This is a genomic window from Lysinibacillus sphaericus, from assembly GCF_005217585.1.
In the GTDB taxonomy this organism is placed as follows: Bacteria; Bacillota; Bacilli; order Bacillales_A; family Planococcaceae; genus Lysinibacillus; species Lysinibacillus sphaericus.
This window is the reverse complement of sequence record NZ_SZPT01000002.1, coordinates 1270424-1296008: the sequence shown is the minus strand read 5'-3', so window position 1 is coordinate 1296008 and position 25585 is coordinate 1270424. Positions and strand designations below refer to the sequence as shown.

Annotated in this window: 23 protein-coding genes and 1 riboswitch; of the genes, 17 read left to right on the top strand and 6 right to left on the bottom strand. The window is 38.1% G+C overall.

Going from position 1 to position 25585, the window contains the following annotated elements; all coding sequences use genetic code 11:
- Positions 1 to 117: 117 nt before the first annotated feature.
- From cotE to cobT, 10 genes are all read left to right on the top strand, one after another.
- On the top strand, positions 118 to 738 hold the full coding sequence (gene cotE / locus FC748_RS11815) for an outer spore coat protein CotE (RefSeq protein ID WP_193768766.1): 621 nt from the start codon (positions 118 to 120) through the stop codon (positions 736 to 738).
- Positions 739 to 1093: 355 nt separating this feature from the next.
- Complete coding sequence (mutS, locus tag FC748_RS11810) at positions 1094 to 3661, top strand: DNA mismatch repair protein MutS (RefSeq protein WP_108029540.1); 2568 nt, start codon at positions 1094 to 1096, stop codon at positions 3659 to 3661.
- A 14-nt stretch (positions 3662 to 3675) separates the two neighbouring features.
- Positions 3676 to 5562 carry a DNA mismatch repair endonuclease MutL gene (mutL, locus tag FC748_RS11805; RefSeq protein WP_108029541.1) on the top strand — a complete coding sequence of 629 codons (1887 nt, stop codon included), beginning with the start codon at positions 3676 to 3678 and terminating at the stop codon, positions 5560 to 5562.
- Between the two features lie 97 nt (positions 5563 to 5659).
- Positions 5660 to 7153 (top strand): glycerol kinase GlpK, encoded by a 1494-nt coding sequence (glpK, locus tag FC748_RS11800; protein WP_024361935.1) that lies wholly within the window; start codon positions 5660 to 5662, stop codon positions 7151 to 7153.
- 17 nt (positions 7154 to 7170) lie between these two features.
- The gene (locus FC748_RS11795; RefSeq protein WP_025218836.1) at positions 7171 to 8817 is read left to right on the top strand and encodes a glycerol-3-phosphate dehydrogenase/oxidase; all 1647 of its coding nucleotides are present in this window, start codon (positions 7171 to 7173) and stop codon (positions 8815 to 8817) included.
- Between the two features lie 3 nt (positions 8818 to 8820).
- On the top strand, positions 8821 to 9738 hold the full coding sequence (locus tag FC748_RS11790) for an alpha/beta fold hydrolase (protein ID WP_108029542.1): 918 nt from the start codon (positions 8821 to 8823) through the stop codon (positions 9736 to 9738).
- Positions 9725 to 10609, top strand: coding sequence for a tRNA (adenosine(37)-N6)-dimethylallyltransferase MiaA (miaA, locus tag FC748_RS11785; RefSeq protein WP_029747180.1), 885 nt, complete (start codon positions 9725 to 9727; stop codon positions 10607 to 10609). The genes FC748_RS11790 and miaA overlap by 14 nt, the downstream gene beginning before the upstream one ends.
- Before the next feature lie 107 nt (positions 10610 to 10716).
- Positions 10717 to 10947, top strand: coding sequence for an RNA chaperone Hfq (hfq, locus tag FC748_RS11780; protein WP_024361932.1), 231 nt, complete (start codon positions 10717 to 10719; stop codon positions 10945 to 10947).
- A gap of 98 nt (positions 10948 to 11045) precedes the next feature.
- Positions 11046 to 11348 (top strand): rhodanese-like domain-containing protein, encoded by a 303-nt coding sequence (locus tag FC748_RS11775; protein WP_108029543.1) that lies wholly within the window; start codon positions 11046 to 11048, stop codon positions 11346 to 11348.
- 113 nt (positions 11349 to 11461) lie between these two features.
- A riboswitch (cobalamin riboswitch) is annotated at positions 11462 to 11636 on the top strand.
- Positions 11637 to 11746: 110 nt separating this feature from the next.
- Positions 11747 to 12802: a nicotinate-nucleotide--dimethylbenzimidazole phosphoribosyltransferase gene (gene cobT / locus FC748_RS11770; RefSeq protein ID WP_108029544.1), complete on the top strand. Its 1056-nt coding sequence runs from the start codon at positions 11747 to 11749 to the stop codon at positions 12800 to 12802.
- A 219-nt stretch (positions 12803 to 13021) separates the two neighbouring features.
- On the opposite strand, the gene FC748_RS11765 is transcribed toward cobT, so the two are convergent.
- Positions 13022 to 13627, bottom strand: coding sequence for a trimeric intracellular cation channel family protein (locus tag FC748_RS11765; protein WP_024361929.1), 606 nt, complete (start codon positions 13625 to 13627; stop codon positions 13022 to 13024).
- A gap of 147 nt (positions 13628 to 13774) precedes the next feature.
- Between FC748_RS11765 and FC748_RS11760 the strand changes: the two genes are divergently transcribed.
- The 7 genes from FC748_RS11760 to FC748_RS11730 all read left to right on the top strand — a co-directional run bounded on the left by FC748_RS11760 (position 13775) and on the right by FC748_RS11730 (position 21945).
- Complete coding sequence (locus FC748_RS11760) at positions 13775 to 15025, top strand: methionine gamma-lyase family protein (RefSeq protein ID WP_107894619.1); 1251 nt, start codon at positions 13775 to 13777, stop codon at positions 15023 to 15025.
- Between the two features lie 222 nt (positions 15026 to 15247).
- Complete coding sequence (locus tag FC748_RS11755) at positions 15248 to 15622, top strand: MerR family transcriptional regulator (protein ID WP_024361927.1); 375 nt, start codon at positions 15248 to 15250, stop codon at positions 15620 to 15622.
- A 99-nt stretch (positions 15623 to 15721) separates the two neighbouring features.
- Positions 15722 to 17056 (top strand): type I glutamate--ammonia ligase, encoded by a 1335-nt coding sequence (gene glnA / locus FC748_RS11750; RefSeq protein WP_024361926.1) that lies wholly within the window; start codon positions 15722 to 15724, stop codon positions 17054 to 17056.
- Positions 17057 to 17255: 199 nt separating this feature from the next.
- The gene (locus tag FC748_RS11745) at positions 17256 to 17855 is read left to right on the top strand and encodes a hypothetical protein (protein WP_025218839.1); all 600 of its coding nucleotides are present in this window, start codon (positions 17256 to 17258) and stop codon (positions 17853 to 17855) included.
- A 288-nt stretch (positions 17856 to 18143) separates the two neighbouring features.
- A complete protein-coding gene (locus FC748_RS11740; RefSeq protein ID WP_038509507.1) occupies positions 18144 to 19292 on the top strand; it encodes a YhgE/Pip domain-containing protein in 1149 nt (382 codons plus the stop codon).
- Positions 19293 to 19380: 88 nt separating this feature from the next.
- Positions 19381 to 19920 (top strand): PadR family transcriptional regulator, encoded by a 540-nt coding sequence (locus tag FC748_RS11735; RefSeq protein WP_108029545.1) that lies wholly within the window; start codon positions 19381 to 19383, stop codon positions 19918 to 19920.
- Between the two features lie 462 nt (positions 19921 to 20382).
- A complete protein-coding gene (locus FC748_RS11730; RefSeq protein ID WP_024361605.1) occupies positions 20383 to 21945 on the top strand; it encodes a sensor domain-containing diguanylate cyclase in 1563 nt (520 codons plus the stop codon).
- Positions 21946 to 21998: 53 nt separating this feature from the next.
- On the opposite strand, the gene FC748_RS11725 is transcribed toward FC748_RS11730, so the two are convergent.
- From FC748_RS11725 to FC748_RS11705, 5 genes are all read right to left on the bottom strand, one after another.
- The gene (locus tag FC748_RS11725; RefSeq protein WP_024361604.1) at positions 21999 to 22325 is read right to left on the bottom strand and encodes a CotD family spore coat protein; all 327 of its coding nucleotides are present in this window, start codon (positions 22323 to 22325) and stop codon (positions 21999 to 22001) included.
- A 362-nt stretch (positions 22326 to 22687) separates the two neighbouring features.
- Entirely contained in the window at positions 22688 to 23224 is a 537-nt protein-coding gene (locus tag FC748_RS11720) for a DJ-1/PfpI family protein (protein ID WP_108029546.1), read from the bottom strand.
- Positions 23225 to 23255: 31 nt separating this feature from the next.
- A complete protein-coding gene (locus FC748_RS11715) occupies positions 23256 to 24002 on the bottom strand; it encodes a CPBP family intramembrane glutamic endopeptidase (protein WP_238600111.1) in 747 nt (248 codons plus the stop codon).
- A gap of 21 nt (positions 24003 to 24023) precedes the next feature.
- Positions 24024 to 24719: a hypothetical protein gene (locus FC748_RS11710; RefSeq protein ID WP_108029548.1), complete on the bottom strand. Its 696-nt coding sequence runs from the start codon at positions 24717 to 24719 to the stop codon at positions 24024 to 24026.
- Positions 24716 to 25582 (bottom strand): ABC transporter ATP-binding protein, encoded by an 867-nt coding sequence (locus FC748_RS11705; protein ID WP_024361600.1) that lies wholly within the window; start codon positions 25580 to 25582, stop codon positions 24716 to 24718. Before FC748_RS11705 ends, FC748_RS11710 begins: the two co-directional genes overlap by 4 nt.
- Between the last annotated feature and the right edge of the window lie 3 nt (positions 25583 to 25585).

Sequence of the window (25585 nt, the reverse complement as noted above, 5' to 3'; positions counted from 1 at the left end):
GAATCTACACTGAATTAGAGCCTCTGTGACCGCTGTTGAATAAAAAATTGTAGAAAGTAAATCAATTAGATTCTATGAAATCTGTTCACCCAATGGGCGCTACCTGCATATGATGGAGTGAAAAGAGTCGAAGGAGGAATTGCGCTGAAACGTTTACGACAAATCGTGACGAAAGCAGTAGTTGCCAAAGGGAAGAAGAGAACAGAAGAACGTGTAACGTTATGTCCAACAAATAAACCGACGAGCATTCTCGGTTGCTGGGTAATCAACCATACTTGTTCAGCAAAAAAAGTCGGTAAATTTGTAGAAGTGTCAGGAAAGTTTGATGTTAATGTATGGTATGCTTATAGTAATCATTCGAAAACAGCAGTGTTTTCAGAAACGGTTCACTATAAAGATAAGGTAAAGCTGCATTTTAGAGATGGCGAAGTAACAGTTGGCGATGATGTACGTGTGCGTGTGATACAAGAACCAAATTGCATGGAAGCGATAATTTCTCCATGTGGCACGAAATTTGAAATTGTAGTAGAGCGTGAGACGATTGTCGAAGTAATGGGTGAAATGACAATTTGCATTAGTGTACATCCGCTAGATTTCGAAGAGGAATGGAGCTTTAATGACGAAAGCTCATCTTCATCGTCATCCTCGTCTAGTTCTAGTTCTAGTTCGTCTAGCTCAAGCAGCGATGGTAGGTTTGTTTTAGAGTCCTCATCGTTTCCTGATGAACGACCAAGATAAATCACAAGATGATATTTTTTTGATACATGCGAAATGCTAGCATCTTTACAAAGGTGAAATAAGCGTTTCGCATGTATCTTTTGTTATAATAAAACTAACAATCAGAGGATGACGTCTACTTGTCTTTGAAGAAAATCGTTGAGGGTGAAACTTTGGATCGTACAGGATCGTTGCTTAACAAACACTTAGCCCCAAGCATAAGCGCTGGAGAAGACGTACTGATGCGTCAAGGTTCGCTATCACAATGAAGGAAGTAACGAAAAGGGTGTGCACATAGAGGCAACACATAAAATGATTTAGACGTAAATATGCCAAAGCATATTTGATTTTAGTGCAAGAGCGAGGGAATTTATATATGACAACCTATACACCAATGATGCAACAATATTTGCAAGTCAAAGAAGATTATCAGGATGCTTTTTTATTTTTTAGATTAGGTGACTTTTACGAAATGTTTTTTGAAGATGCCATTAATGCATCACAACTATTAGAAATTACATTAACGAGTCGAGATGCAGGTGCCAAGGAGCGTATTCCGATGTGTGGCGTGCCACATCACTCGGCTAAAAATTATATAGAAACACTTGTGCAAAAAGGTTATAAAGTTGCAATTTGTGAGCAAACAGAGGATCCAAAGCAAGCAAAGGGCGTAGTCAAACGTGAAGTAGTCCAACTGATTACTCCCGGTACCATTATGGAAGGGAAGGCGCTAGATGGTAAAAGCAATCATTACATTGGCGCAGCAGAACAGCTGGATGCTACTACATTTGGCTATGCCTACTTGGATTTATCTACAGGTGAAGCGATTGCCTCATCCATTGAGGGGGATGGAAAAGCCCTTCTTATGCAAATGCAGGCATATGGTATTCGAGAATTAATCGTGACGGAGAGCTTACAGCTTTTGTTAACAGAACATGCAATCAATGTCGGCATTGTACTATCCGTTGAAGAAGACGAAATGGCGATAGACAAAGCAGCCAGCTATTTAGAAGCAGTGCCAGCAACTATACAAGTGGCCTGCTTGCGATTACTTCATTATATAGATAAGACACAAATGCGGTCACTTTCGCATATTCAAGCCTTTACCTTTAATGAAATGAAAAACTATTTACGTATTGACTCTAGTTCGAAACGAAATTTGGAGCTTATACAATCCATTCGTGGCGGCGACCAAAAAGGTACGTTGTTATGGCTATTAGATGACACCGTTACTGCGATGGGAGGGCGCAAGCTGAAACAATGGCTACATCAACCATTAGCCTCACGTTCAGCTATTGAGGCAAGACTTGCAATGGTCAGTGATTTATTAGAAGAATATTTTGTAAGATCAGAATTACAATCTTCCTTAAAACAAGTCTATGATTTAGAACGTTTAGCGGGTCGTGTAGCTTTCGGTAATGTAGGCGGTCGTGACTTAGCACAGCTTCGTGATTCATTACGTCAAGTTCCAATTATTCAACAACAGCTAATTGGAGCACAAAAGGAAACATTGCAAAAGCTAGGGGCAACACTCGATACATGTGCGGACGTTGAAGCTTTATTAGCACGTGCTATAACAGATAATCCGCCAATTACCATTAAAGAAGGCGATGTGATTCGGGATGGTTATAACGAACGATTAGATGAACTTCGCTATGCATCTCGCAATGGGAAGGACTGGATTGCCCAGTTAGAACAGGAAGAACGTACAAAAACAGGCATTAAAAACTTGAAAATTGGCTATAACCGCATTTTTGGCTACTATATAGAAATTACAAAGTCCAATATTCATTTGGCGGATTTAACACGCTATGAACGGAAGCAAACACTTGCAAATGCAGAGCGTTACATTACGCAGGAATTAAAAGAAAAAGAGGCACTTATTTTGAATGCAGAGGAAGAAAGCTTAGCTTTAGAGTACAACCTCTTCGTTGAAATTCGTGAACAATTAAAATCATATATCCCACGGGTACAAGCACTAGCTGCGAGTATAAGTGAATTAGATGTATTGCTTAGCTTTGCGAGCGTCTCAGAGAAATACCGTTTTACAAAGCCAGAATTTCACGCGGGTCGTGCGCTAGAAATTATTGAAGGTCGTCACCCTGTAGTTGAGAAAATGCTCAATAAGCAAATGTATGTACCGAATGATTGCGTACTTGAAGAAAATCACAATATGATGCTCATTACTGGGCCGAATATGTCCGGTAAAAGTACATATATGCGCCAAGTTGCTCTGATTGTTGTAATGGCACAAATGGGATGCTATGTACCAGCGGAAAAGGCGCGATTACCAATTACAGATCAAATTTTCACACGGATTGGAGCTGCAGATGATTTAGCTGCTGGACAATCAACATTTATGGTAGAAATGCTAGAATCACAGCATGCGATTATGCATGCCACTGAAAATAGCTTAATGCTGTTTGATGAAATTGGTCGAGGTACTTCTACGTATGATGGAATGAGTCTTGCGCAATCCATGATGGAATATATTCATGACAAAATAGGTGCCAATACCCTTTTCTCGACGCATTATCATGAATTGACAGCTTTAGAAAAGGATTTACCTCGATTACAAAATGTGCATGTCTCTGCCACTGAAAAGAATGGCACGGTTGTCTTTTTACACAAGGTGAAAAAGGGAGCGGCCGATAAGTCTTATGGCATTCATGTGGCGCAATTGGCACAATTACCAGAGGAAATTTTATCGAGAGCTCGTATATTGCTCGAAAACTTTGAAGCAGGAAAAGCATTACCAGTATCACAAGAGGTCGTTGAACAGCCCGTGCAAATGTCATTATTTACGGAACAAGAGCCGTTGCCTTCAGCTGAGGCTGAAGTATTGAGAAACTTGGAGAAGGTGAATATCCTTGGTACTTCACCAATGCAGGCTATGAATATCTTATACGAATTACAACAGCAATTAGTCAACGCTAAAAAATAAAGGAGTGATGCGCCATGGGAAAAATTCAAATTATGGACGCGTGGCTTTCCAATAGAATTGCTGCGGGAGAAGTAGTAGAACGACCGGCATCTGTTGTCAAGGAACTAGTCGAAAATGCGATTGATGCTGGCAGTACGTCCATTGATGTTTTTTTACTAGAAGCGGGACTCACTTCAATTCAAGTGATTGATAATGGTAGTGGGATGGATGAGGAAGATGCACTAATCTCTTTTTCACGCCATGCAACAAGTAAAATTCATCAGGAGCATGATTTATTTCGTATCCGTACGTTAGGATTTCGCGGGGAGGCATTAGCATCCATTGCATCGGTATCCAAAATGACGATGATTACTTCAACTGGCGAATCAGGCACGTATGTAGAGTTAGAAGGGGGACATGTCACAACCCAAAAGCCCGGTCCTTTACGAAAAGGAACGGATATTACAGTGGCACAGCTATTTTTCAATACCCCTGCTCGTTTAAAATATATGAAAACGATACAAACCGAGCTTGGGCATACGATAGATTTGATGAATCGGCTAGCACTCGGTAATCCACAAATTGCCTTTCGATTGCTACATAACGGTCAGCAATTATTGCAGACGAATGGACGAGGTGATGTACAGCAAGTCCTAGCAGCGATTTATGGCGTGCACAACGCCAAAAAAATGGTACCGTTTCACGGCGAGTCTCATGACTATAAGGTGACGGGTTACGTGTCTTTACCAGAGGTGACACGTGCTTCCAAAAATTATATGTCGCTGTTTGTGAATGGGCGTTGGGTCAAACATTATTTAGTGCAAAAGGCTATTATCGATGCCTATCATACGTATTTACCGATTGAACGTTTTCCAATCGTAGCGCTCTTTATTGAAGGGGATCCTTATTTAACAGACGTCAATGTCCATCCAGCCAAACACCAGATACGTTTAAGTAAAGAACCAGAGCTACTTAAACTGATTGAAGAAACGATACGGGGCAAAATTCGCGATGTTATGCGCGTTCCACTTATGGAGAAGAAGGAAAAGATTGCAAAACCTGCAACGGAACAGCTGAACATGTGGAAGCCTGTACCGCAACTTGATGTAGAAAAAATGAATGCTATCGTTGAAAAGCTTTATGATGCGCAAACAGTTCAGGAATCTAGCATATTACCGATGGAAGAACCTGCACCTACAGTGATAGAAGAGCACTGGCAACCAATTCAACCAAACGAAACCAATCAGATAGAAGAAGCGTCATCAAACGACCATATGGACTTTTTAAATGAGGAGCCTCAAATAGTAGAATCTCCAATGAAAGAGCCTAAAAAAGAACCATTTCCTGCGCTTGAAGTAGTAGGACAAATACACGGCACTTATATTGTTGCGCAAATGGAGGACGGTTTTTATTTAATCGACCAGCATGCAGCGCAAGAACGTATTAAATATGAGTTTTACCGTGAAAAAGTAGGACAAGTAAATCCAAATGAACGGCAAGCATTATTACTGCCATTGACCTTCCATTATGCAGCAGACGAGGCACTGATTCTGCGTGAAAATAGACAGCAGCTAGAGGCCGTTGGTGTGTTTTTAGAGGATTTTGGACAGTCATCATTTGTTATTCGTGAGCATCCTAGCTGGTTTCCAAATGGCGAGGAACAGGACATCATTGAGGAGTTAATCGAGCAAGTTTTGACCACAAAAACAGCAGATGTCAAAAAAATGCGTGAGGCGGCAGCCATTATGATGAGCTGTAAAAAGTCTATCAAGGCCAATCATTATTTGACGAAAGAGCAAATGGTTGCGTTATTAGATGATTTACGTAGAGCGGATAATCCGTTTACTTGTCCACATGGTCGGCCGGTGTTAATCCATTTTACAACCTATGAAGTGGAAAAAATGTTTAAACGGGTAATGTAATAACAACGAAGCATACGCGTTCGTATTGTAACCAATATCCTTAAAAGAAGCCTACAGCGATTTCGAGCGTGGTGTGAAAACCTAAGGAGGGGAATAAATGGGTGAATTTATTTTAGCAATCGATCAAGGAACAACAAGTTCAAGAGCGATATTATTTGATCATAAAGGTGAAATTGTCCATGTGGCACAAAAGGAATTTCAACAGTATTTTCCAAAGGCTGGCTGGGTTGAGCATAACGCCAATGAGATATGGGGTTCAGTACTCGCTGTTATCGCAGCTGTGTTAACAGAAAGTGGACATGAAGCAAGCGAAGTACACGCAATTGGCATTACAAATCAGCGAGAAACGACGGTTGTTTGGGATAAACAGACGGGCCAGCCTGTCTACAATGCAATCGTTTGGCAATCAAGGCAAACACAAGACATCGTGACAGCGTTGAAGGAACAGGGCCATGAAAGTATGTTTCAGCAAAAAACAGGATTACGACTGGACCCTTATTTCTCCGCAACAAAAATTAAATGGATTTTAGACAATGTTGATGGTGCACGTGCCAAGGCAGAACAAGGTGATTTACTGTTCGGTACGATTGATTCGTGGATTGTTTGGCGATTATCAAAAGGAAGGGCACATATTACGGATTATTCGAATGCGGCAAGGACTTTACTTTATAATATCCATGAACTAACATGGGACGCAGAACTTTGCGAACTTTTAAATATTCCAATGTCGATGCTGCCAGAAGTGAAAAACTCGTCAGAAATTTATACGAAAACGGCACCAAGTATATTTTTTGGTGAAGAAATTCCAATTGCAGGAATTGCCGGTGACCAGCAAGCCGCTCTTTTCGGTCAAACATGCTTTGCAAAAGGCATGGCTAAAAATACGTACGGTACCGGTTGTTTTATGTTATTAAATACGGGTGACCAAGCGGTACATTCTGAAAATGGTTTGTTGACAACGATTGCTTGGGGCATTGATGGGAAGGTAACCTATGCGTTAGAAGGCAGTGTCTTTGTGGCAGGATCAGCTATTCAGTGGTTACGTGATGGGCTTCGCATGATTCGTACCGCAAAGGACTCTGAAAAATATGCCACAAAGGTAGCTGATACCGATGGTGTTTACGTAGTTCCTGCATTTGTAGGGTTAGGCACGCCATACTGGGATACCGATGCACGCGGGGCTATTTTTGGTTTAACGCGTGGTACTTCGAAAGAACATTTTATCCGCGCAACACTTGAATCACTAGCTTACCAGACGAAAGATGTTCTTGATGCAATGGAAGAAGCGGCGGGCACACCAATTGAAGTGTTGCGAGTAGATGGTGGCGCTGTCAGTAATGGTCTATTAATGCAGTTCCAAAGTGATATTTTGCAGTTAAAGGTAGAGCTAGCAAAGCTTAATGAATCGACTGCGCTCGGGGCAGCCTATTTAGCTGGGCTAGCAACGAACTTTTGGCCAAATAAAGAGGCTTTAACAGCATTGTGGGTTAACGGGCAAACCTATCAACCGAAAATGACTGTAGAGCAAAGTAAGATTTTCTATGCAGGCTGGCAGAGAGCTGTGGAGGCTACACGTTTATTCAAATCATAGCTAATGGGGGAGAAAGTATGTTTTCATTTGAGCATCGTCCTAAAATTATGGATTATTTAGAGCAGTATAGCTTTGACGTATTAGTCATTGGAGGTGGCATTACGGGTGCGGGGATTGCACTTGATGCGGCGTCGAGAGGCTTATCAGTTGCACTAATTGACAAGCAAGACTTTGCGGCGGGTACTTCTAGCCGTTCAACAAAGCTTATTCACGGAGGTCTTCGTTATTTAAAACAATTTGATGTAGGGGTAGTGGCAGAAGTTGGGCGTGAACGTGAAATTGTTTATGACAATGCTGTTCATGTAACGACACCTGAAAAGATGCTGTTACCTTTATATAAGCACGGTACACTTGGACCATTTACGACTTCGGTGGCGTTAAAGGTTTATGACAGACTAGCAGGTGTCAAAAAACAAGAACGTCGCACGATGCTAAGTGCACAAGAAACAGCCACACTAGAACCGCTTTTAAAGCGTGATGAGCTAGTTGGCGGTGGCTATTATGTAGAGTATCGGACTGACGATGCACGTTTAACAATTGAAGTGCTAAAAAAAGCGGTTGAATATGGCGCGCTTTGTGTAAACTATACAGAAATGACAGAGTTTTTATATAGCAAGAAAAAGCTGATTGGGGCAAAAGTAAAAGACCATATCACTGGAAAAACAGTGGAAGTACATGCTGCGCAAATCGTCAATGCTACTGGCCCTTGGGTAGATGAAGTACGTCATAAAGATAAGCAAACAGATAAAAAACAATTACGTTTAACAAAGGGTGTCCATATCGTTCTTAGTCAAAAGGATTTCCCATTGCAACAAGCCGTTTATTTCGATATTCCAGATGGCCGTATGGCTTTCGCTATTCCACGAGATGGCAAAACATATATAGGAACAACAGATACAGTTTATGAAGGCGATCCAATACATCCTACTGCCACACAACAAGATGTAGATTATTTAATTGAGGCTGCTAAAACAGTATTCCCTACAGCCGAAATTACAAGAGATACAATAGAATCTTCTTGGGCAGGTGTACGTCCCCTTATTTTTGAAAAAGGCAAAAATCCTTCTGAAATTTCGCGTAAAGATGAAATATGGACAGCATCAAGCGGCTTGATGACCATTGCAGGTGGCAAGCTAACAGGCTATCGTCAAATGGCTGAAACGATCGTTGATAAAATTGTGAAAACACATAAATTTAAGCATGCAAGTCCATGTATGACACGTGAGTTGTCGCTTTCTGGTGCAAAGGGCATTAATGCGATTAATTTCCCAGACTATACTGCCTATAAAGCAAGAGAAGGTGTTCAATATGGACTGAATTATGATGAGGCGAAGCATTTAGTGCAAAAATACGGTACCAATGTTGACGCATTATTTGATCAGGTAAAATATTTACATGAGCATGGAAGTACGATGCCCCTCGCTTTACATGCGATGCTACTATACGGCATAGAAGCGGAAATGGTATATACACCTTGTGATTTCTTTATTCGTCGTACAGGCTTGCTATACTTTGATATTGATGCAGTGAAACGTTATAAACAACAAGTAGTGCAAGTGATGCAGCAGCGTTTACATTATTCAGAGTCACAAAGAAATACTTATATTGCTCAATTAGAACAAGCGATTCTAGATGCGACAAGTTTTCCTAATGTGGAGGTGTAAAAGATGGAGCGTTATATGAAAATGTCTGATGGACATTTTGTGTTTACACGAATTTTGACGCCGACTATTCCCTGTAAGGGACATTTTCATATTTTACATGGTATGGCAGAGCATAGCGGTCGTTACGTAAACTTTGCACAAATTCTTTGTGCGGCTGGCTATGCCGTGTCCATGCATGATCAGCGCGGGCATGGGGAGACGGCAGGTTATAATGGCACATTAGGCTTTTTCGCTGAAAAAAATGGTTTTGATCGGGTTGTGGAAGATGCGCATGAAGTCATGATGGCTATACATGCTCAATTTGCAGATGTGCCTTTAATGGTATTCGGGCATAGTATGGGGTCCTTTATTGCTAGAAGATATATTCAACTTTATGGAGCAAATGTTGCTAACGTTATTCTTTGTGGAACAGGAAGTGTTTCAGCGTTGCATAGGATAGGACATTATGTTGCGCAAGTATTCGCAATGCGGCACGGTAAAGAAACCGAGAGCCCTTTATTAAATAAGTTGAGCTTTGGTAGCTTTAATAAGCAGTTTCCAAATCCTAAAACCGGGTATGATTGGCTATGTTCGGTAGAGCAGGAAGTGCAAAAATATATGGACGACCCATATTGTGGCTTTATTCCAAGCAATCAATTTTTTGCTGACTTAACAGCTGGCTTTATGGTATTGAATCGAAAAAAAGAGATTGAAAAAATACAGAAAAACTTGCCGATTCTATTGATCAGCGGTAGCAAGGACCCTGTTGGTGATAGTGGTCTAGGTGTTTATTCCGTAGCTGAACAATTTGCAGCAGCAGGATTACAAGATGTTACTGTCTATTTATTTGAAGATAAACGACATGAAATTTTAAATGAAGACAATCAACAGGCGGTTCATCAAGTTTTATTACGGTGGTTAGAAAAGTATGATAGAAAATAAAATACAGCAAGCAGAGGTCGTAGCGATAGTTGGGCCAACAGCTTCAGGTAAAACAGCACTAAGCATTGAACTAGCTAAAAAGTACAATGGTGAAATTATTAATGGCGATTCCATGCAAATTTATAAAGGTTTAGATATTGGTACAGCGAAAATTACTGAAGAAGAGATGGAAGGTGTGCCACATCACTTATTAAGTTTCAAAGAGCCAACGGAATCCTTTTCAGTAGCGGAATACCAAGCGTTAGTACGCTCTAAAATTAATGAAATACAGGCGCGTGGTAAGCTACCGATTATTGTTGGAGGATCTGGCCTATATGTACAAGCAGTCCTTTATGATTTTCAATTTACAGACGAGCAGGTTGATGACCTAGCACGTAAAGCTTATTATGAGGAGCTAGAAAAGTTAGGTCCAGAAGCTATGCATGCTAAGTTAGCAGCACTTGATCCGAAAACTGCTGAAACAATTCATCCAAACAATACAAGACGTGTGATTCGAGCGTTAGAAATGATTGAATTAAGTGGTGTTTCAAAGGCGTCAGAGGAACACAATCGTGGAGAAATCCCATTGTATCGCCACTTAATTATAGGACTTGGTCAAAATATGTCTCGCGAAGAACTTTATGAGCGCATTAATCTCCGAGTGGATGTCATGATGGATAAAGGGCTACTGCAAGAAGTGCAGGGACTATGGCAACAAAATATTCGAGGTGTACAGTCGATTCAAGCGATCGGCTATAAGGAATTGTATGATTACTTAGATGGTAGATGTACATTAGAAGAAGCAATCGAAAATTTAAAGCAAAATTCTCGACGTTATGCGAAAAGACAGTTGACTTATTTCCGCAATAAAATGGATATTCATTTTATTTGAAAAGACTAAAAACTTTAATAATTTCTAAAAATTACTAATTGATAAATTGGTAGAACATGCTACTATAGGAATGAAGAGGTAGAAAGAGAGTAGGGGAGGCGCATTCTATGAAATCAATCAATTTGCAAGATACGTTTTTGAACCATCTACGTAAAAACAGTGTTTTTGTAACTGTGTTTCTGTTAAACGGGTTCCAGTTAAAAGGAACTGTGAAATCCTATGATAACTTTACAGTATTATTAGTAGATGCTGAAAGTAAACAGCATCTCATTTACAAACACGCAATTTCTACATTCGTTCCAGCAAAGCAAGTCGAATTTTTAGAGGCAGAAGAATAAATAAAGTAAATAGAAACAGTTAGTGTTACATCACTAGCTGTTTTTTTTCGTTCACGCTATAATGTAATAGGAAATTGATATATTGGAGGATTTTATAGATGAAATCGATGGATACAACACAATTATTAGAACGATTAGATGCAAACGAAGATCTTTACATTATTGATGTGCGAGAAGACGATGAAGTAGCACAAGGTGTTATCCCTGGTGCGCAACATATTGCACTTGGGACAATCCCTGAGCGCTTGGATGAATTAGATACGACTAAACCATATATTATCGTTTGTAAAGCAGGTGGACGTTCTGCAAATGCTTGTGCATTCTTAGAAGCACAAGGCTTTGACGTAACAAACCTTGAAGGTGGCATGCTTGCTTATGATGGAGAATTAGAATTTAAATAAGAAGATATATCGAGGTATGTAACAGGTCAGCTTGTTAAGTACCTCGTTTTTTAGTGGACTAAAATGCGAGTATCAATATTGACACTAAAAACACTTTGTCGTAAATTTAAAGTAATTACATAAAAGCATTAGGTGCCCACTTTGGGAGAATAGGGAATAAAGTGAAAATCTTTAGCGGTCCCACCACTGTAAAACGGAGTTTTATAGAGAATACCACTAGCATAGCTGGGAAGGTTCTATAAAATGTTGAAATTGAGCCAGGAGACCTGCCTAATTGCTTCGAATGATATAGACGATGGAAAAGTCTGTAGTTTATTTGTTATGAGATAAACTACAGGTTTTTCCATTTTTTTATTTCAATCTTTATGTAATAGGCTATTTAAAAAGGAGAAATGAACATGCAATTATTACAACAAACACTTCAACAGATTCAACATGCTAATAACGAAATAATGGAAAAAGCAAGGGACTATATAGATTCTCTTAGCAAGCCACCAAGTAGCTTAGGAAAACTTGAATCACTGGCTATACAATTGGCTGGTATTACAGGAGAGCTCTATCCTAAAATTGATAACAAAGCAATTATTGTCTGTGCAGGCGATCACGGTGTGTGTGATGAAGACGTAACATCCAATCCGCAAGATGTAACATTTCTTCAAACATTAAATTTTCCAAAAGGGATAACAGGTGTTTGTGCTATTGCAAACATAACGAATGCCAAAATTGTAACAGTGGACGTAGGGGTAAAACAGGATATTCCGCTCGATGCGGGTGTTATAATAAAAAAAATAAAATACGGGACGGATAACATGGCAAAAGGTCCAGCCATGACAAGGGAAGAAGCCATTCAATCAATTGAAGTAGGAATTGAAGTAGCAACGGCAGAAATAGCACAAGGAGTTAATGTATTGGGTACAGGTGAAATGGGGATTGGCAATACTACACCAAGTGCGGCTATCTTATCCGTACTGCATGCGTGTCACCCACAAGAAGTGACAGGATTCGGTGCAGGGGTTGGATCAGGAGGAATTGCGCATAAAGTTGAAGTCATTCAAAACGCCATTGCCCTAAACAAACCGAATCGTCATGATGCGATTGATGTACTTGCAAAAGTGGGTGGGTTAGAGATAGGTGCGATGGCTGGTGTAATTCTGGCGGCTGCTGCCAATCGTAAGCCCGTTGTAATTGATGGCTTTATTTCGACAGTCGCTGCTCTTATCGCTTATGAACTCGAACCGAAAGTGCAAGATTATATTATTCCTTCCCATGCCTCTGAAGAACCGGGGGCAAAAATAGCTGCTGAACTGTTAGGAGTGGAGCCGATGCTTCATATGAACATGCGATTGGGAGAGGGTTCTGGTGCAGCTTTAGCCTTTCCAATACTCGATGCAGCTTGCTCTATGGTGAGCAACATGGCGACATTAGCTGAGTCTGTCGGGCTGGTAGAGAAGTAATCATTTGTTAAGTGCCGATAGGGAAAAATCATAGTTAAACATTAGAGAGTAATCGTCTATAGCCAAAAGGAAGCCGGGACAAAAGAGAAAAAGTGTTAGATTGAACCCAATCAATCTAACACTTTTCTGCTATGCCGTTGTTACCCGCTATCAACAACTAGGTGAACACTTCTAATTTTTTATTTATTGCAAAAGCAAGAATAGCTAAGTTCTACATCCTTAAGCTCGATTCAATTTTCGCAAAGGTAAGCGCCATTTCTTCATATATGAAAGTACTCGTAAAATTGTAATTACCCCGAATAACACGTATAAAAAGATATCTCCTTCTAGTAATTCCAATCCAATAAGTAGACCAGCAAGTGCTGCCCAGACACCGTAGATTTCATCACGTAGCACGAGTGGCTTACGTCCTGCCAATAAATCACGAACTATTCCACCACCTGAACCAGTTAAGACTGCGGCTACAATAACCGCACTAATGGGCATATTGAGCTTCACTGCATATAATGCCCCTTGTATAGCAAAAGCCGATAAGCCTATAGCATCTGTAAAATTGCCCCAACGATGCCAATGCTGTATAAGATGATGAGGAAAAATAAAAAATATCGTAATGGCAGCGATTGCAATTTGAAACATCATATCCTGTCCCCACAACGTTGTAACTGGTAAACCGATAAGTAAATTACGAATGGCACCGCCACCGAATGCAGTTACAATGCCAAGTATATATACACCGAATAAATCGTATTCTTCTTCCATTGCAATTATTGCCCCGGAAATAGCGAAGGCAATTGTCCCAATTATGCTAAAAACTTCCCAAGCCATCACTTTCCCTCCTTAAACGAGAATAATTTGTAGTAAGTCCGCCCCTTAGCTTAGCGTATTTAACAGCTAGACACAATAGCATTTTTTGCAGGGTTGCAAACAAATTGATAAGATAGGAAAGAACAATTTGAAACGGAGACGAAAACAATGACTTTTACAACCCATTTAACAGCAGAAACGTTAGCATTAGCGGAAAAAATTGAAGAAAGAGTCCGCCCATATCATACGAAAGTAGAAAATATGGCGTTCTTCAACCAGCAAAAAGTCCTTTCAGCATTTAGAACGCATCAAGTGAGCGATTTTCATTTACATCCATCCAATGGCTATGGCTATGATGATGAGGGCCGTGACAATCTTGAACGTGTGTATGCGGAAGTTTTTGGAGCAGAGGCGGCAATTGTTCGTCCTCAAATCATATCTGGAACACATGCAATTACGCTTAGTCTATTCGGCGTGTTACGACCAGGTGATGAATTGCTTTATATATCAGGTCAACCATATGACACATTACAGTCGATTGTCGATGGAGGAGACAAAGATACGGGCTCGCTAAAGGACTATAAAATTGGTTATCGACATGTAGATTTAATCGATAACGAAACGGTTGACTGGTCGGCAGTCGCTGCAGCCATAACACCGAACACAAAAATGATAGCCATTCAACGTTCAAAAGGCTATGCATCACGTCCGTCCTTTACGATTTCGCAAATTGCAGAAATGTGTGCCAAGGTACGGGAATTAGCACCCAATGCTATTATATTTGTAGATAACTGCTATGGAGAATTTGTGGAAGCACAAGAACCTACAGAAGTAGGTGCGGATTTAATGGCTGGTTCGCTTATTAAAAATCCAGGTGGCGGTTTAGCTAAAATAGGTGGTTATATTGCAGGTCGAGCTGACTTAGTAGAAAAATGTGCATATCGTATGACATCACCAGGAATTGGTGCGGAGGCAGGCGCTACATTAAATACGCTAGGTGACTTTTACCAAGGCTTTTTCCTAGCACCACATGTAGTCAGCCAAGCATTAAAAGGTGCGATTTTCACAGCGGCTATGTTAGAGGAAGTAGGCATGACGACGTTCCCAAGTTATCATGCTGAACGTACAGATTTAATTCAATCGGTATCGTTTAATACAGCCGAGCAAATGGTTGCTTTCTGTCGTGAAATTCAAGCCAACTCGCCAATTAATGCGCATTATGCACCAGAACCTGCTTATATGCCAGGCTACGAGGATGATGTTATTATGGCGGCAGGCACATTTATTCAAGGTTCGAGTATTGAACTGACAGCAGACGGTCCAATTCGTCCACCGTTTACAGCATTTATTCAAGGTGGCTTGACATATGAGCACGTGAAATTTGCTATTTGTAGTGCAGTTCAAGGCTTACAAAAATAGACTTTATTAACAAGGCCCCATTACAGTTTAGTGATGGGGCTTATCTCTAATATAAATAGATAAACTGTAAAAGTGTATGTTTCGTTCAGGTATTTTGACTAGTTTTTAACAATTTTGCATCAATTCTAAAAAAAATTAAAAAACCATGTTAGGAAACCTGACATCTTTGTTGACAGTGAATTTTTTTCGTTATATGATAAGCGGGTATTGGGGGGGACTTAAATGAGTCGTGAAATTAGACGAACTATGCCGTTATTATCTATGAGTATCGTGATGCAATTGACCGAGCTTTCGGCACGCCAAATTCGTTATTATGAAGAACACCATTTAATTGAGCCACACCGAACAGAAGGCAATCGTCGTATGTTTTCATTAAATGACGTCGATATACTTCTTGAAATAAAAGATTACTTGGAGCAGGGCATGAATATGGCGAAGATTAAAAAAATATTTGCCAAAAAATCAGATCCTATTGCCGCTGAAGAACCAGATTTAACCGACACAGAATTACGTCGGATTATGCGCGAAGAAATGCGTCAAGCGCAGCGCATGCAAAAATCATCCATCCGACGTGGGGATTTATCCCGATTCTATTAAAATAAATACGAAATGGTTCAAATTACAATCAGTTTATTATTTTTTTAGTAGGGTAGGGTAATGATATAAGCAAGACAATTTATAGGAGTGTGGAAAACTGTGGGTAAATACACAAAAGACGACATCAAGCGTTTAATCGAGGAGAAAAATGTAAGTTTCATTCGTTTACAATTTACGGATATTCTAGGTACTATTAAAAACGTTGAAATTCCTGTTAGTCAACTAGACAAAGCACTAGAAAACAAAATGATGTTCGATGGCTCGTCCATTGAAGGCTTCGTGCGTATTGAAGAATCGGATATGTATTTATATCCTGATTTAGATTCTTTCGTAGTGTTCCCTTGGACTTCAGAAAAAGGGAAAGTAGCACGTTTCATCTGTGACGTATACACTGCAAAAGGCGAACCATTCGCTGGTGACCCACGTAACAACTTAAAACGTATCCTTAAAAAAATGGAAGATATGGGCTTCACAAGCTTCAACTTAGGACCTGAGCCAGAATTCTTCTTATTCAAATTAGATGCAAAAGGTGAACCTACATTAGAAGTAAATGACCACGGTGGTTATTTTGACTTAGCGCCTACAGATTTAGGTGAAAACTGTCGTCGTGATATCGTGTTAGAGCTTGAAGAAATGGGCTTTGAAATCGAAGCTTCACACCATGAAGTAGCACCAGGTCAACATGAAATCGACTTTAAATATGCAGATGCTATTACAGCTTGTGACAACATCCAAACATTCAAACTAGTTGTTAAAACAATTGCACGTAAACACGGTCTACATGCTACATTTATGCCAAAACCATTGTTCGGTGAAGCAGGCTCTGGTATGCACTTCAACGTATCTTTATTTAAAGGGAAAGAAAATGCATTCTACGATGAATCTACAGAGCTAGGTCTTTCTGAAACAGCAATGCAATTTATGGCAGGTGTTCTTGCACACGTACAAGGATTCACAGCCGTAACAAACCCAACAGTAAACTCTTATAAGCGTTTAGTTCCAGGTTATGAAGCGCCATGTTATGTTGCATGGTCTGCACAAAACCGTTCACCACTTATTCGTATCCCGTCTGCACGCGGACTTTCAACTCGTGTAGAAGTACGTTCAGTGGATCCTTCAGCAAACCCATATTTAGCGATGGCTGTTATTTTAGAAGCGGGTCTAGAAGGTATCCGTCAACAATTAACGCCACCTGCAGCGATTAACCGCAATATCTATGTAATGACAGAAGAAGAACGCAAAGCAAACGGTATTGCGAATTTACCACCAGCACTAGACGATGCGTTAACATTACTTGCACAAGATAAAGTGGCTCAATCAGCTTTAGGTGAACACATTTACGCAAACTTCAAAGAAGCAAAAGAAATCGAGTTCGATATGTACCGTACAACCGTACACCAATGGGAACGCGACCAATATTTAAAAATGTATTAATCAAAAAACGTTGGAGCTCATGGGCTCCAACGTTTTTTTTTGCCCACAAATCCTTTTGTCAAGCCCACAAACTGTCCACAGCTATTTTGACACTCCTAAAATATAGTATTTAATTATTTTAAAAAAACATTTTTGTCAATTATTGAATAATAACCAAATATTTTTTAAAATTTTTTTATGGATGAAAGGAGCATTGACTGTGCAAATAACAAAATTTTTTCATAAGCTACCGAAAGAAAGTAAGAATTCAATTTACTTATATAACTTTAAAAGAGTGTTAAATAAAGATGTGAAAATTATACAAAATTCTAGAAGACGTTCCATTGTTTTTGAGGATAAAGAACAAGAAATTATATTAAAGAAGTTATTACCAGACGGAAAAGGCGATAATGATATTTGTGCTTTGCTGGAGTTACATGATAGTCCATATTTTCCTAAGATGTTCGCTTATAAAAAAAGAGATTATTTATTTATAGAAAAAGCAAAAGGTAAAACGCTTTTAGAGATGCTAAAAGAAGGTATAAGTCTTGAAGAATTAAGAAAAATTCTTAATCAATTGATTAAAGCCAAAAAGGAAATGATGAGTGTCAATCGATATGATTTTGATTTTAAACTAGAACATATCTATTGGGATAACGAACAAGAAATAATCAAGTGGATTGATTTAGGTGTTTGTGTAAAAATGCCAATGGAGTATTCTGAAGAAGAAAAAAATAGAAGAATTGAACAATGTATTATAAAAGTAAAATTAAAATTTTTATTTTATGGCTATGATTTATTTAACGAGATGAATAGGTAATGCCTATGGGTGCTATACACTATAAAAAAGCATTGCAGTTTTTAACTGCAATGCTTTTTTGTTGCGCGATGTGTGTTTAACGTTTTGTAATGTTGATAATATGCCATTTTCTACTTCACAGTTTGGACAAAAAATAGAAATTAATGATAGTCGGCTATCTTTATTTATTGCAAAGTAAACAGTATTTTTGTAAAATTACACTCACGGTTTAATTAAACTACTTAAATTAAACTACTTTGTTTAGAATATAAATAGACTAGGTGTTCGTAGAAAGGAAGTACTAATTAAATGAAGTTTAAAGAATTTTTAAAAACGAAAGGTGCCAAGGGCTCTATTTTTATGGGGATCTTTTATGCTGTATGTATGTTGGGTATCTTCCTACCAGGTTACACAGCGATACCAGGCAATATTGATGCATTACCAATTGCGATTATTAATGATGATAAAGGGGAATATGGTGCCCAAATAGCTGATAGCTTAACTGAACAGCTTCCATTTAAGGATATTGAAACAGATATTACTAATAAAGAGGCATTAAAAGATTTAGAGAAAAACGACTTAGCGTTAGTCGTTCACATTCCAGAGACATTTTCTGCTGATTTACAAAAAGGAGATGTTTCATCAAGCATCGATTTCTCCATTAACGAAGCAAGTGCAACCGCTGTATCGTCCTCTATGCAACAAATTGTTATGCAAATAAATGAGCAACTAAGTGCACAGTTTTCACAACAAACAGCGCAAGGGATTTTAATGAACTTACATTTACCACAAGAGCAAGCAGCCAAATTAGCAGAGCAAATTGAAAATAGCTATGTAGGAAATATCGAGACAATTAATGATGTGCCAGACGGCATGCATAACAATATGCTACCAATGTTTTTAACGATGGCGCTTTATGTAGGTGCTATGATTGGCGCAATGCAATTAGTGGGAGCGTTTAAAGCAAATCGTGGGAAAGCAACGAAAACACGTTTATTCGTTTATATGCAATTAACAGCGATACTCATTGGTATTTTGGCTGGGCTTGTTTCAACGGGCATGTCATTTGCTATCAATGATTTATCGGGAACTGATGTGTTCTTCCAAATATTGGGACAACAAATTTTGATTTATTGGGCATGCTTTAACTTCAATGCGGTTGTTGTGTTATTAATTGGGGAAGCAGGAATGATTTTAAACATTCCAATTTTATTAATTCAGACAATCGCTAACGGTGCAACAATATCTCGTGAAATGATGTATTTACCGTATGAGTGGATTAGCCATATTTCACCAATGTATTATTCTGTTCAAGCATACTTTAGCAATATTTTTGGTAGTATTAGTGCCACACCTTTTATTTTAGGATTAACAACAGTTGGATTTGTAGCGATGGTTATAAATGTACTGATCGTTTGGATGCTTCATAAACCCCTACCAATAACTGTAGAACAATAGAGCAAAGAAATATGCACTTAAAATTCTGATGAAGTAAATCATTAGTTTTGATAAAATGGAACTAATATTTGCCTAAGGAGCTGAAATAATGGCAATTCAAATTTTCATTCTTAGCAAGCTTATGGAAGAAGATAATTATCCTTATAATTTAAAAAAACAAATTTCTGAATTACAGTCTCTTGACTCAATTAATGGTTTGACGGAAAGTAAGTTATACTATCATTTTGAATCGTTAGCGAAGCAAGGACTAATTGAGACGAAAGAAGTTATAAAAGAAGATAATCGACCAGATAAGCACGTTTTTGCTATAACGGAAAAAGGACGCGAAGCCTTGCCAAAAAAGATTTATAAATCACTTGAAAATGCAAACACAATTGGTGATATGGTTATTGGTTTAGCCAATATCAAACATGTTGACCGCGATCGGGTTATTCATATTTTAGAAAAAAAGTTAAACGCGATGCATTCAAAATGGGATAATCTCTTTAATTCAGATAGACAACAGTTTATGAAACCAAGAGTAGAAGTGCTGGCTGAATTTGTTAGCGATTATGCGAATTTTAGAATACAGGGCTCCATACAATACCTAGAAAGATTAATTGAGCATGTACGAAAAGGAGAAATATAATAGAAAGAGACTATTTGCAATGATGATTGTAAATAGTCTTTTTTGCGCTTATTTTTTCAATGAGATTTTTCCCGCAAATAATCAAGGGATTATTATATAATTGAATGATAAGTGCCGACGAAGGGGAAAGTGCAGCTCTTATCTGGCAATTCTGATAGAAAGCTTAATTTAGCAATTATTTAAAGTGTTATCAGCAAATACTTATTAAAAAATACGAAAATATACTGACAATAAAATTTATAACTAAGGTTATAGTAATTTTTTATGTCCAAATTATGATAATAGTTTTGCTTTTCAATAATTATATAGGCCTTTGACAATATTGCTTTTACAATAACTTTAAATATATACAAATAAATTGTAAAATAAAATGATATATGTGTTTTAATAGATTAAGAAATATGCGTCTTTTAACTTAAGTAATAGCTAGTCAAAATACATAAATAGGAGTAAAAGAAGACAATGAAATCAAGACAGTTGAGGCTAAAACATTTAATAATGGGTTTAGCTATGGCAGCGTTTTTTTTCACAAGCATCGGTAGCATATGGAGTGGTTATCGTATGAATGTGGATTCCATCAAGGAAAATTCACTTGAAACAAATCGTGTATATGCTCAAAAATTGGCAACTACCGCAAGCGCCTACTTAGAAGAAGCCTTTCAAATTTTAGGTTACAGCGCAGATCATATGGAATCAATTATGGGCGATGAAGCAGCATTGGATAAAGAAACAGACCGTTTGAAAATGCAAAATAATATGTTTAACTCCGTTATAGTGTCGAATGCCGATGGTCTAGTACTGTCAGTTTCACCACCTTCTGTAGATGTAAAAGGAAAGTATTTGACCTCTGTAGGAGGGAAAGAGGCATTATCCAAAAAAACGCCTCTCGTATCGAAACCGTATAAAGGGATTACAGGGAGACTAATTATTTTTATCTCCTATCCTATATTTTCAGCGCAGAACGAATACTTGGGAATGGTAGCAGGTACAATTTATTTAAAAGAACATAATGTATTTAATTTGCTGTTAGGGGAGCATTATTATAATGACGGTTCTTATGTGTTTGTAGTAGATGCAGATGGACGTATTATCTACCATCAAGATCCAAGTCGCATCAATGATGTTGTAATGGAAAATAAAGTAGTGAAAGCAGTAGTATCAGGAAAAAATGGTGCACAGCTAGTCACGAATACTAAAAATATTGAAATGTTGGCTGGATATAGTGTAGTACCGATAACTGGTTGGGGTGTCATTTCTCAACGACCATTAGAGGTAGCGCTAGAGCCTTCGTTTGATCGAGTACAAGAAGTAGCAATTAATGCAATACCGCTTATGCTTTTGTCGATTTTTGTTTTATTATGGACCGCAGCGCGAATTGCCCGCCCGTTGCAGCAGTTAGCAACATTAACAGAAGAGAGCTTAGATTCGAGAAGTGTTGAAGGGTTAAAGTCCGTACGCAGTTGGTATTTTGAAGCATATTATTTAAAGAGTGCACTTATTCGAAGTTTGTCCTTTTTGCAAGGGCAAGTTTCCTATTTTAAAGATCAGTCGACAACCGACCCTTTAACTGGGGTCACAAACAGACGAACAATGGATGCTACGCTATCTGAATGGGAGAAAAATCAATTGATGCATTCAATTATTTTACTCGATTTGGATCATTTCAAGAGCGTCAACGATACCTATGGCCATGCAGTGGGAGATAAAGTATTACAATATTTAGCCAAAAAAATGAAAGCAGTGGCACGAGAAAACGATATTTGTTGTCGTTATGGCGGTGAGGAATTTATTATTCTATTACCTAATACGACTGTTGAAGAAGCAGCCGTTGTAGCGGAAAATTTAAGACAACAGTTAGCAAATTCGAACAGTCCTTGTGGTCGTCCAGTAACGCTATCAGCGGGAGTTGCAGAGTATCCTAAAATGGCTAGTACGACAGAAGCATTGATTGAAGCGGCAGATGGAGCATTGTATCTTGCTAAGCAAGCAGGTCGGAACCAGGTAAAAACAGCAGGCGAAAAATAATGTTAGTTATATAAGAAAAGCGATGAGACATCAAAAGTCTCATCGCATACAAATTAATACCCCATGCCCATATGTTTATGGTGACCCATGTGTTGTTGTGGCATATGGCAGTGATTATGTGGCATACCACATAGTGTATGATTTTCACAGCATTCATTTACTACGTTCTCTGTGCATGGGAAGTAGTATTGATGATCGATAATATGTTTGTTCACTGTTGTAATATGTGCAGGTTGAACGTGTGGTACAACTGTATGAATGTAATTTGTGCGTACATATTGCTCTGGCGGTAAAAATTGTGGTGGGTCAAATTGTGTTGGCATTGTTTGTGGTGGGCAGCATTGTGGTCCTCTTCCATGGTGACGCTTACGATTAAACATGTTATTACCTCCTGTTTTGATAAGTTGTGGTTCATAATTAACATATGAGATGTAAGACTAAATGGTCTATTTGTATGCCTATTAAGGGCTAGTTAAATCTCTTAAACGCCCCAATAGCATGAATTTTCTTGCCCGTGTGATGTTAAATTGAAAAAGTATTATGGTGAAAAGTCAAAAAGGGATTTAGGCTATTTGTCAATTTACGTATACAGCAAAAGAAATGAAAATCCAGCTGTTAAATAAAAGTATCATGTAACTAATAAAGGATAGTTCTGAAGCCAAGCTATTGGCGAGAACTATCCTTTGTTTTTATGGGTTTTATCATCAGTATTTAAATAAAATTGTTTGGGTGACAGGCACTGTTATTTATACCATTGTGCATCAAAATCTAGCTGTAACGCTTTACCTAAGGCTAAACCAAATTGAATAAAACCTCTACCTCTAGCCGTGATAATCCTACCATCCTGAACGATTAGTTCATCGGCGTAATAGCTAAGATCAAAAACACCCAATTGTTTCATGCCTTCAAGTGGTAAACCGACTGTATAGTATTTATCCTTTAGTACACCTGCCTTGGCTAAAAGATAAGGGGAACTGGAAATACTAGCTATGACTGCGCCTTGTAAATCCAATGTCTTAATAAAATATAATAATTCTTGCTCATCTACTAATGTTCCAATATCCATACAGCTAGGTAATAAGAGACTATCAATCTCATCTACATTAATATCGCTTAATTGCCTATCGGCTAGACAAGTTAAACCAGATTCGCCCATAATCTTCTGATGATTTAAGCCAATCGTTACGATAGGTTTTTTCCCTTGCATTAATATGGATAACGCTACACTTAATTCGTATTCACTGAATTGCGGATATAAAAGTACGGCAGTTTTTTTCATTTTTATCCTCTCTTTTCATGCGTAATATCTATTAGGAATGATAGAAATTTTGTACAGAACTGCTACTACGCAGCGATTGTACCGCTGCCTTTTTCTTAACACGTCTCCATAAAAATAACAGATAAACAAACAGTACAAAAATGATAAGATACGCTGTTAACATGGAACTTTCTGCATTCCCCATAAAATTAAAGAAGTTGTTGAAACCATGGAAGACAATCGTCAAAATAATAGATTGCCCATCGATTATAAGTAACGAAAGAACGAGACCTACAAGAAGGGCATAAATAATCTGTATAATGGTATCTTCCAGCGATTGCCCCCCAATAAGTTGCAATGCATGCGTCACGCCAAAAAGAATACTAGAAAGCCAAATAGCAGTAAACGTTCCCTTAGATAACAATAAGCGCAGCAAGATGCCTCTAAAAACTGTTTCTTCAATAAAAGCAACAACAAACATTTGCATGATAAACATGAGCAATAAATCGCTAATGGATTCGAAATTTAACCCTTTCGTACTAAATAAAATAATACATAATACGAAAATCATAGGTGAGTAGACAAAGATATTTCCGATATTAATGGGAATAAAGAAATAATGACGCCATTTCTTTTTGGCAATTATATAAAGAACGAGACCGATTGCTAAAGGAATCAACAAAGCAAATTGCAAAAAGGGACTAGAAGGTTGTTGAATAGAAACGTAAGCCCCGTTGGCAACATAAAAAAATAGAAGAAGCAGTTCTAAACCTACAATTTTAAAAATCATTTTTTTCATTTTGTCGATCCCTTCAAGGTTTTATGATGGCATTGCAGGAGCTTTTCGTAATGCACTTGAGATGACAATATAAATGATAATAATCATACCTAGTAAGCTACTGATTATTTGCAAAGTGGATGCTTTCGATAATGTCAGCAAAAGTGGCGAGTACCATCCGAAAATTACCATCATTATCGGAATCAAAGCCATTACACCAATAAAACTGTAGCCACCTAATGTGCCGAAGCGATAAAAGACGACATTTAAAAGCAGGCTAGAGATTAAACAAAGTAGTAGTAACACGGTATCTATCGCCATTGTTAGAAAAAATGAATCCGAACTGCTAAAAAAGAATAGAGGGTGAATAATGACCATATTTTGATAATCTAATAGATTTGAGACGAAGGAAATCATTTTGTGTGTACAGGCAATTATAAATGCCCCAATAAGGCTCCAAACGATGAAAAATAAGCCTACGTTCCAAACATACTGCATACGGCTTAAGCCAAGCTTTAAAAAATAAGGCAATGTTTTATTTAAAATTTTAGCCCCCATCGTACTATAAAAAATATAGACAGGTATAGAGATGGTCATAGCAAAAGTAATATATTGTCCAAAAAAGGAATCAATAAAAAATGACAGTAGGACAATGGCAAACAAAATGCACCAAAAAATAATATTACTTTTTTTATAGCTTTGAAAAAATACATATAAGCTACCTTGTACTGTTTTCATTTTACTAACCTCTCTTTCTGCTGTTTACTTAAATACACTAACAGGTCTTGTAAAGATACATTTTCTAATGTAATATTTTGACCTTCGATTGCACGACCGTTGGCATAGACAACGGCCGTCATATCATGCATAAAAATATGCTTGTAAATGACTTCTAAGTCTAGTATTGCGCGTTCAACATCTTGAGCATTTCCTTTTACTGCAACAATATACTGATCCCATTGCTCCGCCGTTTTTTGCAGCAATAACTCACCTTCTTGCAGAATAAGGATTTCTTCAAACAATTCACTGGCTTCATCTATTAAATGCGTCGATAAAAGGAATAGCCTTGGATGTTCTATTTGTTGATCAATTAATAAATCATAAAATGTATTGCGGGCAGCTACGTCTAAGCCGATATAGGGCTCATCGAAAATGGTAATGGCAGCATGACTAGCAAACCCTGTAATAATACCAAGTGCAGATACCATCCCTTTAGATAAATTGCGCACTTTATCTTTTGGATTAAGTGCAAATACTTGAAGAAGCTCATTTGCAAGCTGTTCATCCCACTTTGGATAGAAAAAACGATTAGTCTTTAAACATTGTGCGATCGTCATATCTTCTTGAAAATTACCACTCTCTGCAACAAAACAAATGTTACGCAATATAGCAGGGGCATTGAAAACATTCTCGCCATTGATACGTATATGCCCTTCAGTTGTAGGAATAAGCCCTGCTAATAAATTTAAAAATGTTGTTTTACCAGCGCCATTATGACCTAAAAAACCGATGATTTTTGGCCCTTCAATCGTAAAAGATACATTTTTTAAAGCATGTTTTTGCTTATACAGTTTGCTAACATTTCTAACATCAATCTTCATAAA

Coding starts and splice junctions, on each gene's coding strand:
- FC748_RS11710 (WP_108029548.1), bottom strand. CDS start 24,719: ATGAAAACAGTACAAGGTAGCTTATATGTATTTTTTCAAAGCTATAAA.
- FC748_RS11725 (WP_024361604.1), bottom strand. CDS start 22,325: ATGTTTAATCGTAAGCGTCACCATGGAAGAGGACCACAATGCTGCCCA.
- hfq (WP_024361932.1), top strand. CDS start 10,717: ATGAAATCAATCAATTTGCAAGATACGTTTTTGAACCATCTACGTAAA.
- FC748_RS11740 (WP_038509507.1), top strand. CDS start 18,144: ATGAAGTTTAAAGAATTTTTAAAAACGAAAGGTGCCAAGGGCTCTATT.
- mutS (WP_108029540.1), top strand. CDS start 1,094: ATGACAACCTATACACCAATGATGCAACAATATTTGCAAGTCAAAGAA.
- FC748_RS11705 (WP_024361600.1), bottom strand. CDS start 25,582: ATGAAGATTGATGTTAGAAATGTTAGCAAACTGTATAAGCAAAAACAT.
- FC748_RS11795 (WP_025218836.1), top strand. CDS start 7,171: ATGTTTTCATTTGAGCATCGTCCTAAAATTATGGATTATTTAGAGCAG.
- glpK (WP_024361935.1), top strand. CDS start 5,660: ATGGGTGAATTTATTTTAGCAATCGATCAAGGAACAACAAGTTCAAGA.
- FC748_RS11720 (WP_108029546.1), bottom strand. CDS start 23,224: ATGAAAAAAACTGCCGTACTTTTATATCCGCAATTCAGTGAATACGAA.
- FC748_RS11735 (WP_108029545.1), top strand. CDS start 19,381: ATGGCAATTCAAATTTTCATTCTTAGCAAGCTTATGGAAGAAGATAAT.
- FC748_RS11765 (WP_024361929.1), bottom strand. CDS start 13,627: ATGGCTTGGGAAGTTTTTAGCATAATTGGGACAATTGCCTTCGCTATT.
- miaA (WP_029747180.1), top strand. CDS start 9,725: ATGATAGAAAATAAAATACAGCAAGCAGAGGTCGTAGCGATAGTTGGG.
- FC748_RS11715 (WP_238600111.1), bottom strand. CDS start 24,002: ATGAAAAAAATGATTTTTAAAATTGTAGGTTTAGAACTGCTTCTTCTA.
- FC748_RS11775 (WP_108029543.1), top strand. CDS start 11,046: ATGAAATCGATGGATACAACACAATTATTAGAACGATTAGATGCAAAC.
- FC748_RS11755 (WP_024361927.1), top strand. CDS start 15,248: ATGAGTCGTGAAATTAGACGAACTATGCCGTTATTATCTATGAGTATC.
- FC748_RS11790 (WP_108029542.1), top strand. CDS start 8,821: ATGGAGCGTTATATGAAAATGTCTGATGGACATTTTGTGTTTACACGA.
- cobT (WP_108029544.1), top strand. CDS start 11,747: ATGCAATTATTACAACAAACACTTCAACAGATTCAACATGCTAATAAC.
- FC748_RS11760 (WP_107894619.1), top strand. CDS start 13,775: ATGACTTTTACAACCCATTTAACAGCAGAAACGTTAGCATTAGCGGAA.
- FC748_RS11730 (WP_024361605.1), top strand. CDS start 20,383: ATGAAATCAAGACAGTTGAGGCTAAAACATTTAATAATGGGTTTAGCT.
- mutL (WP_108029541.1), top strand. CDS start 3,676: ATGGGAAAAATTCAAATTATGGACGCGTGGCTTTCCAATAGAATTGCT.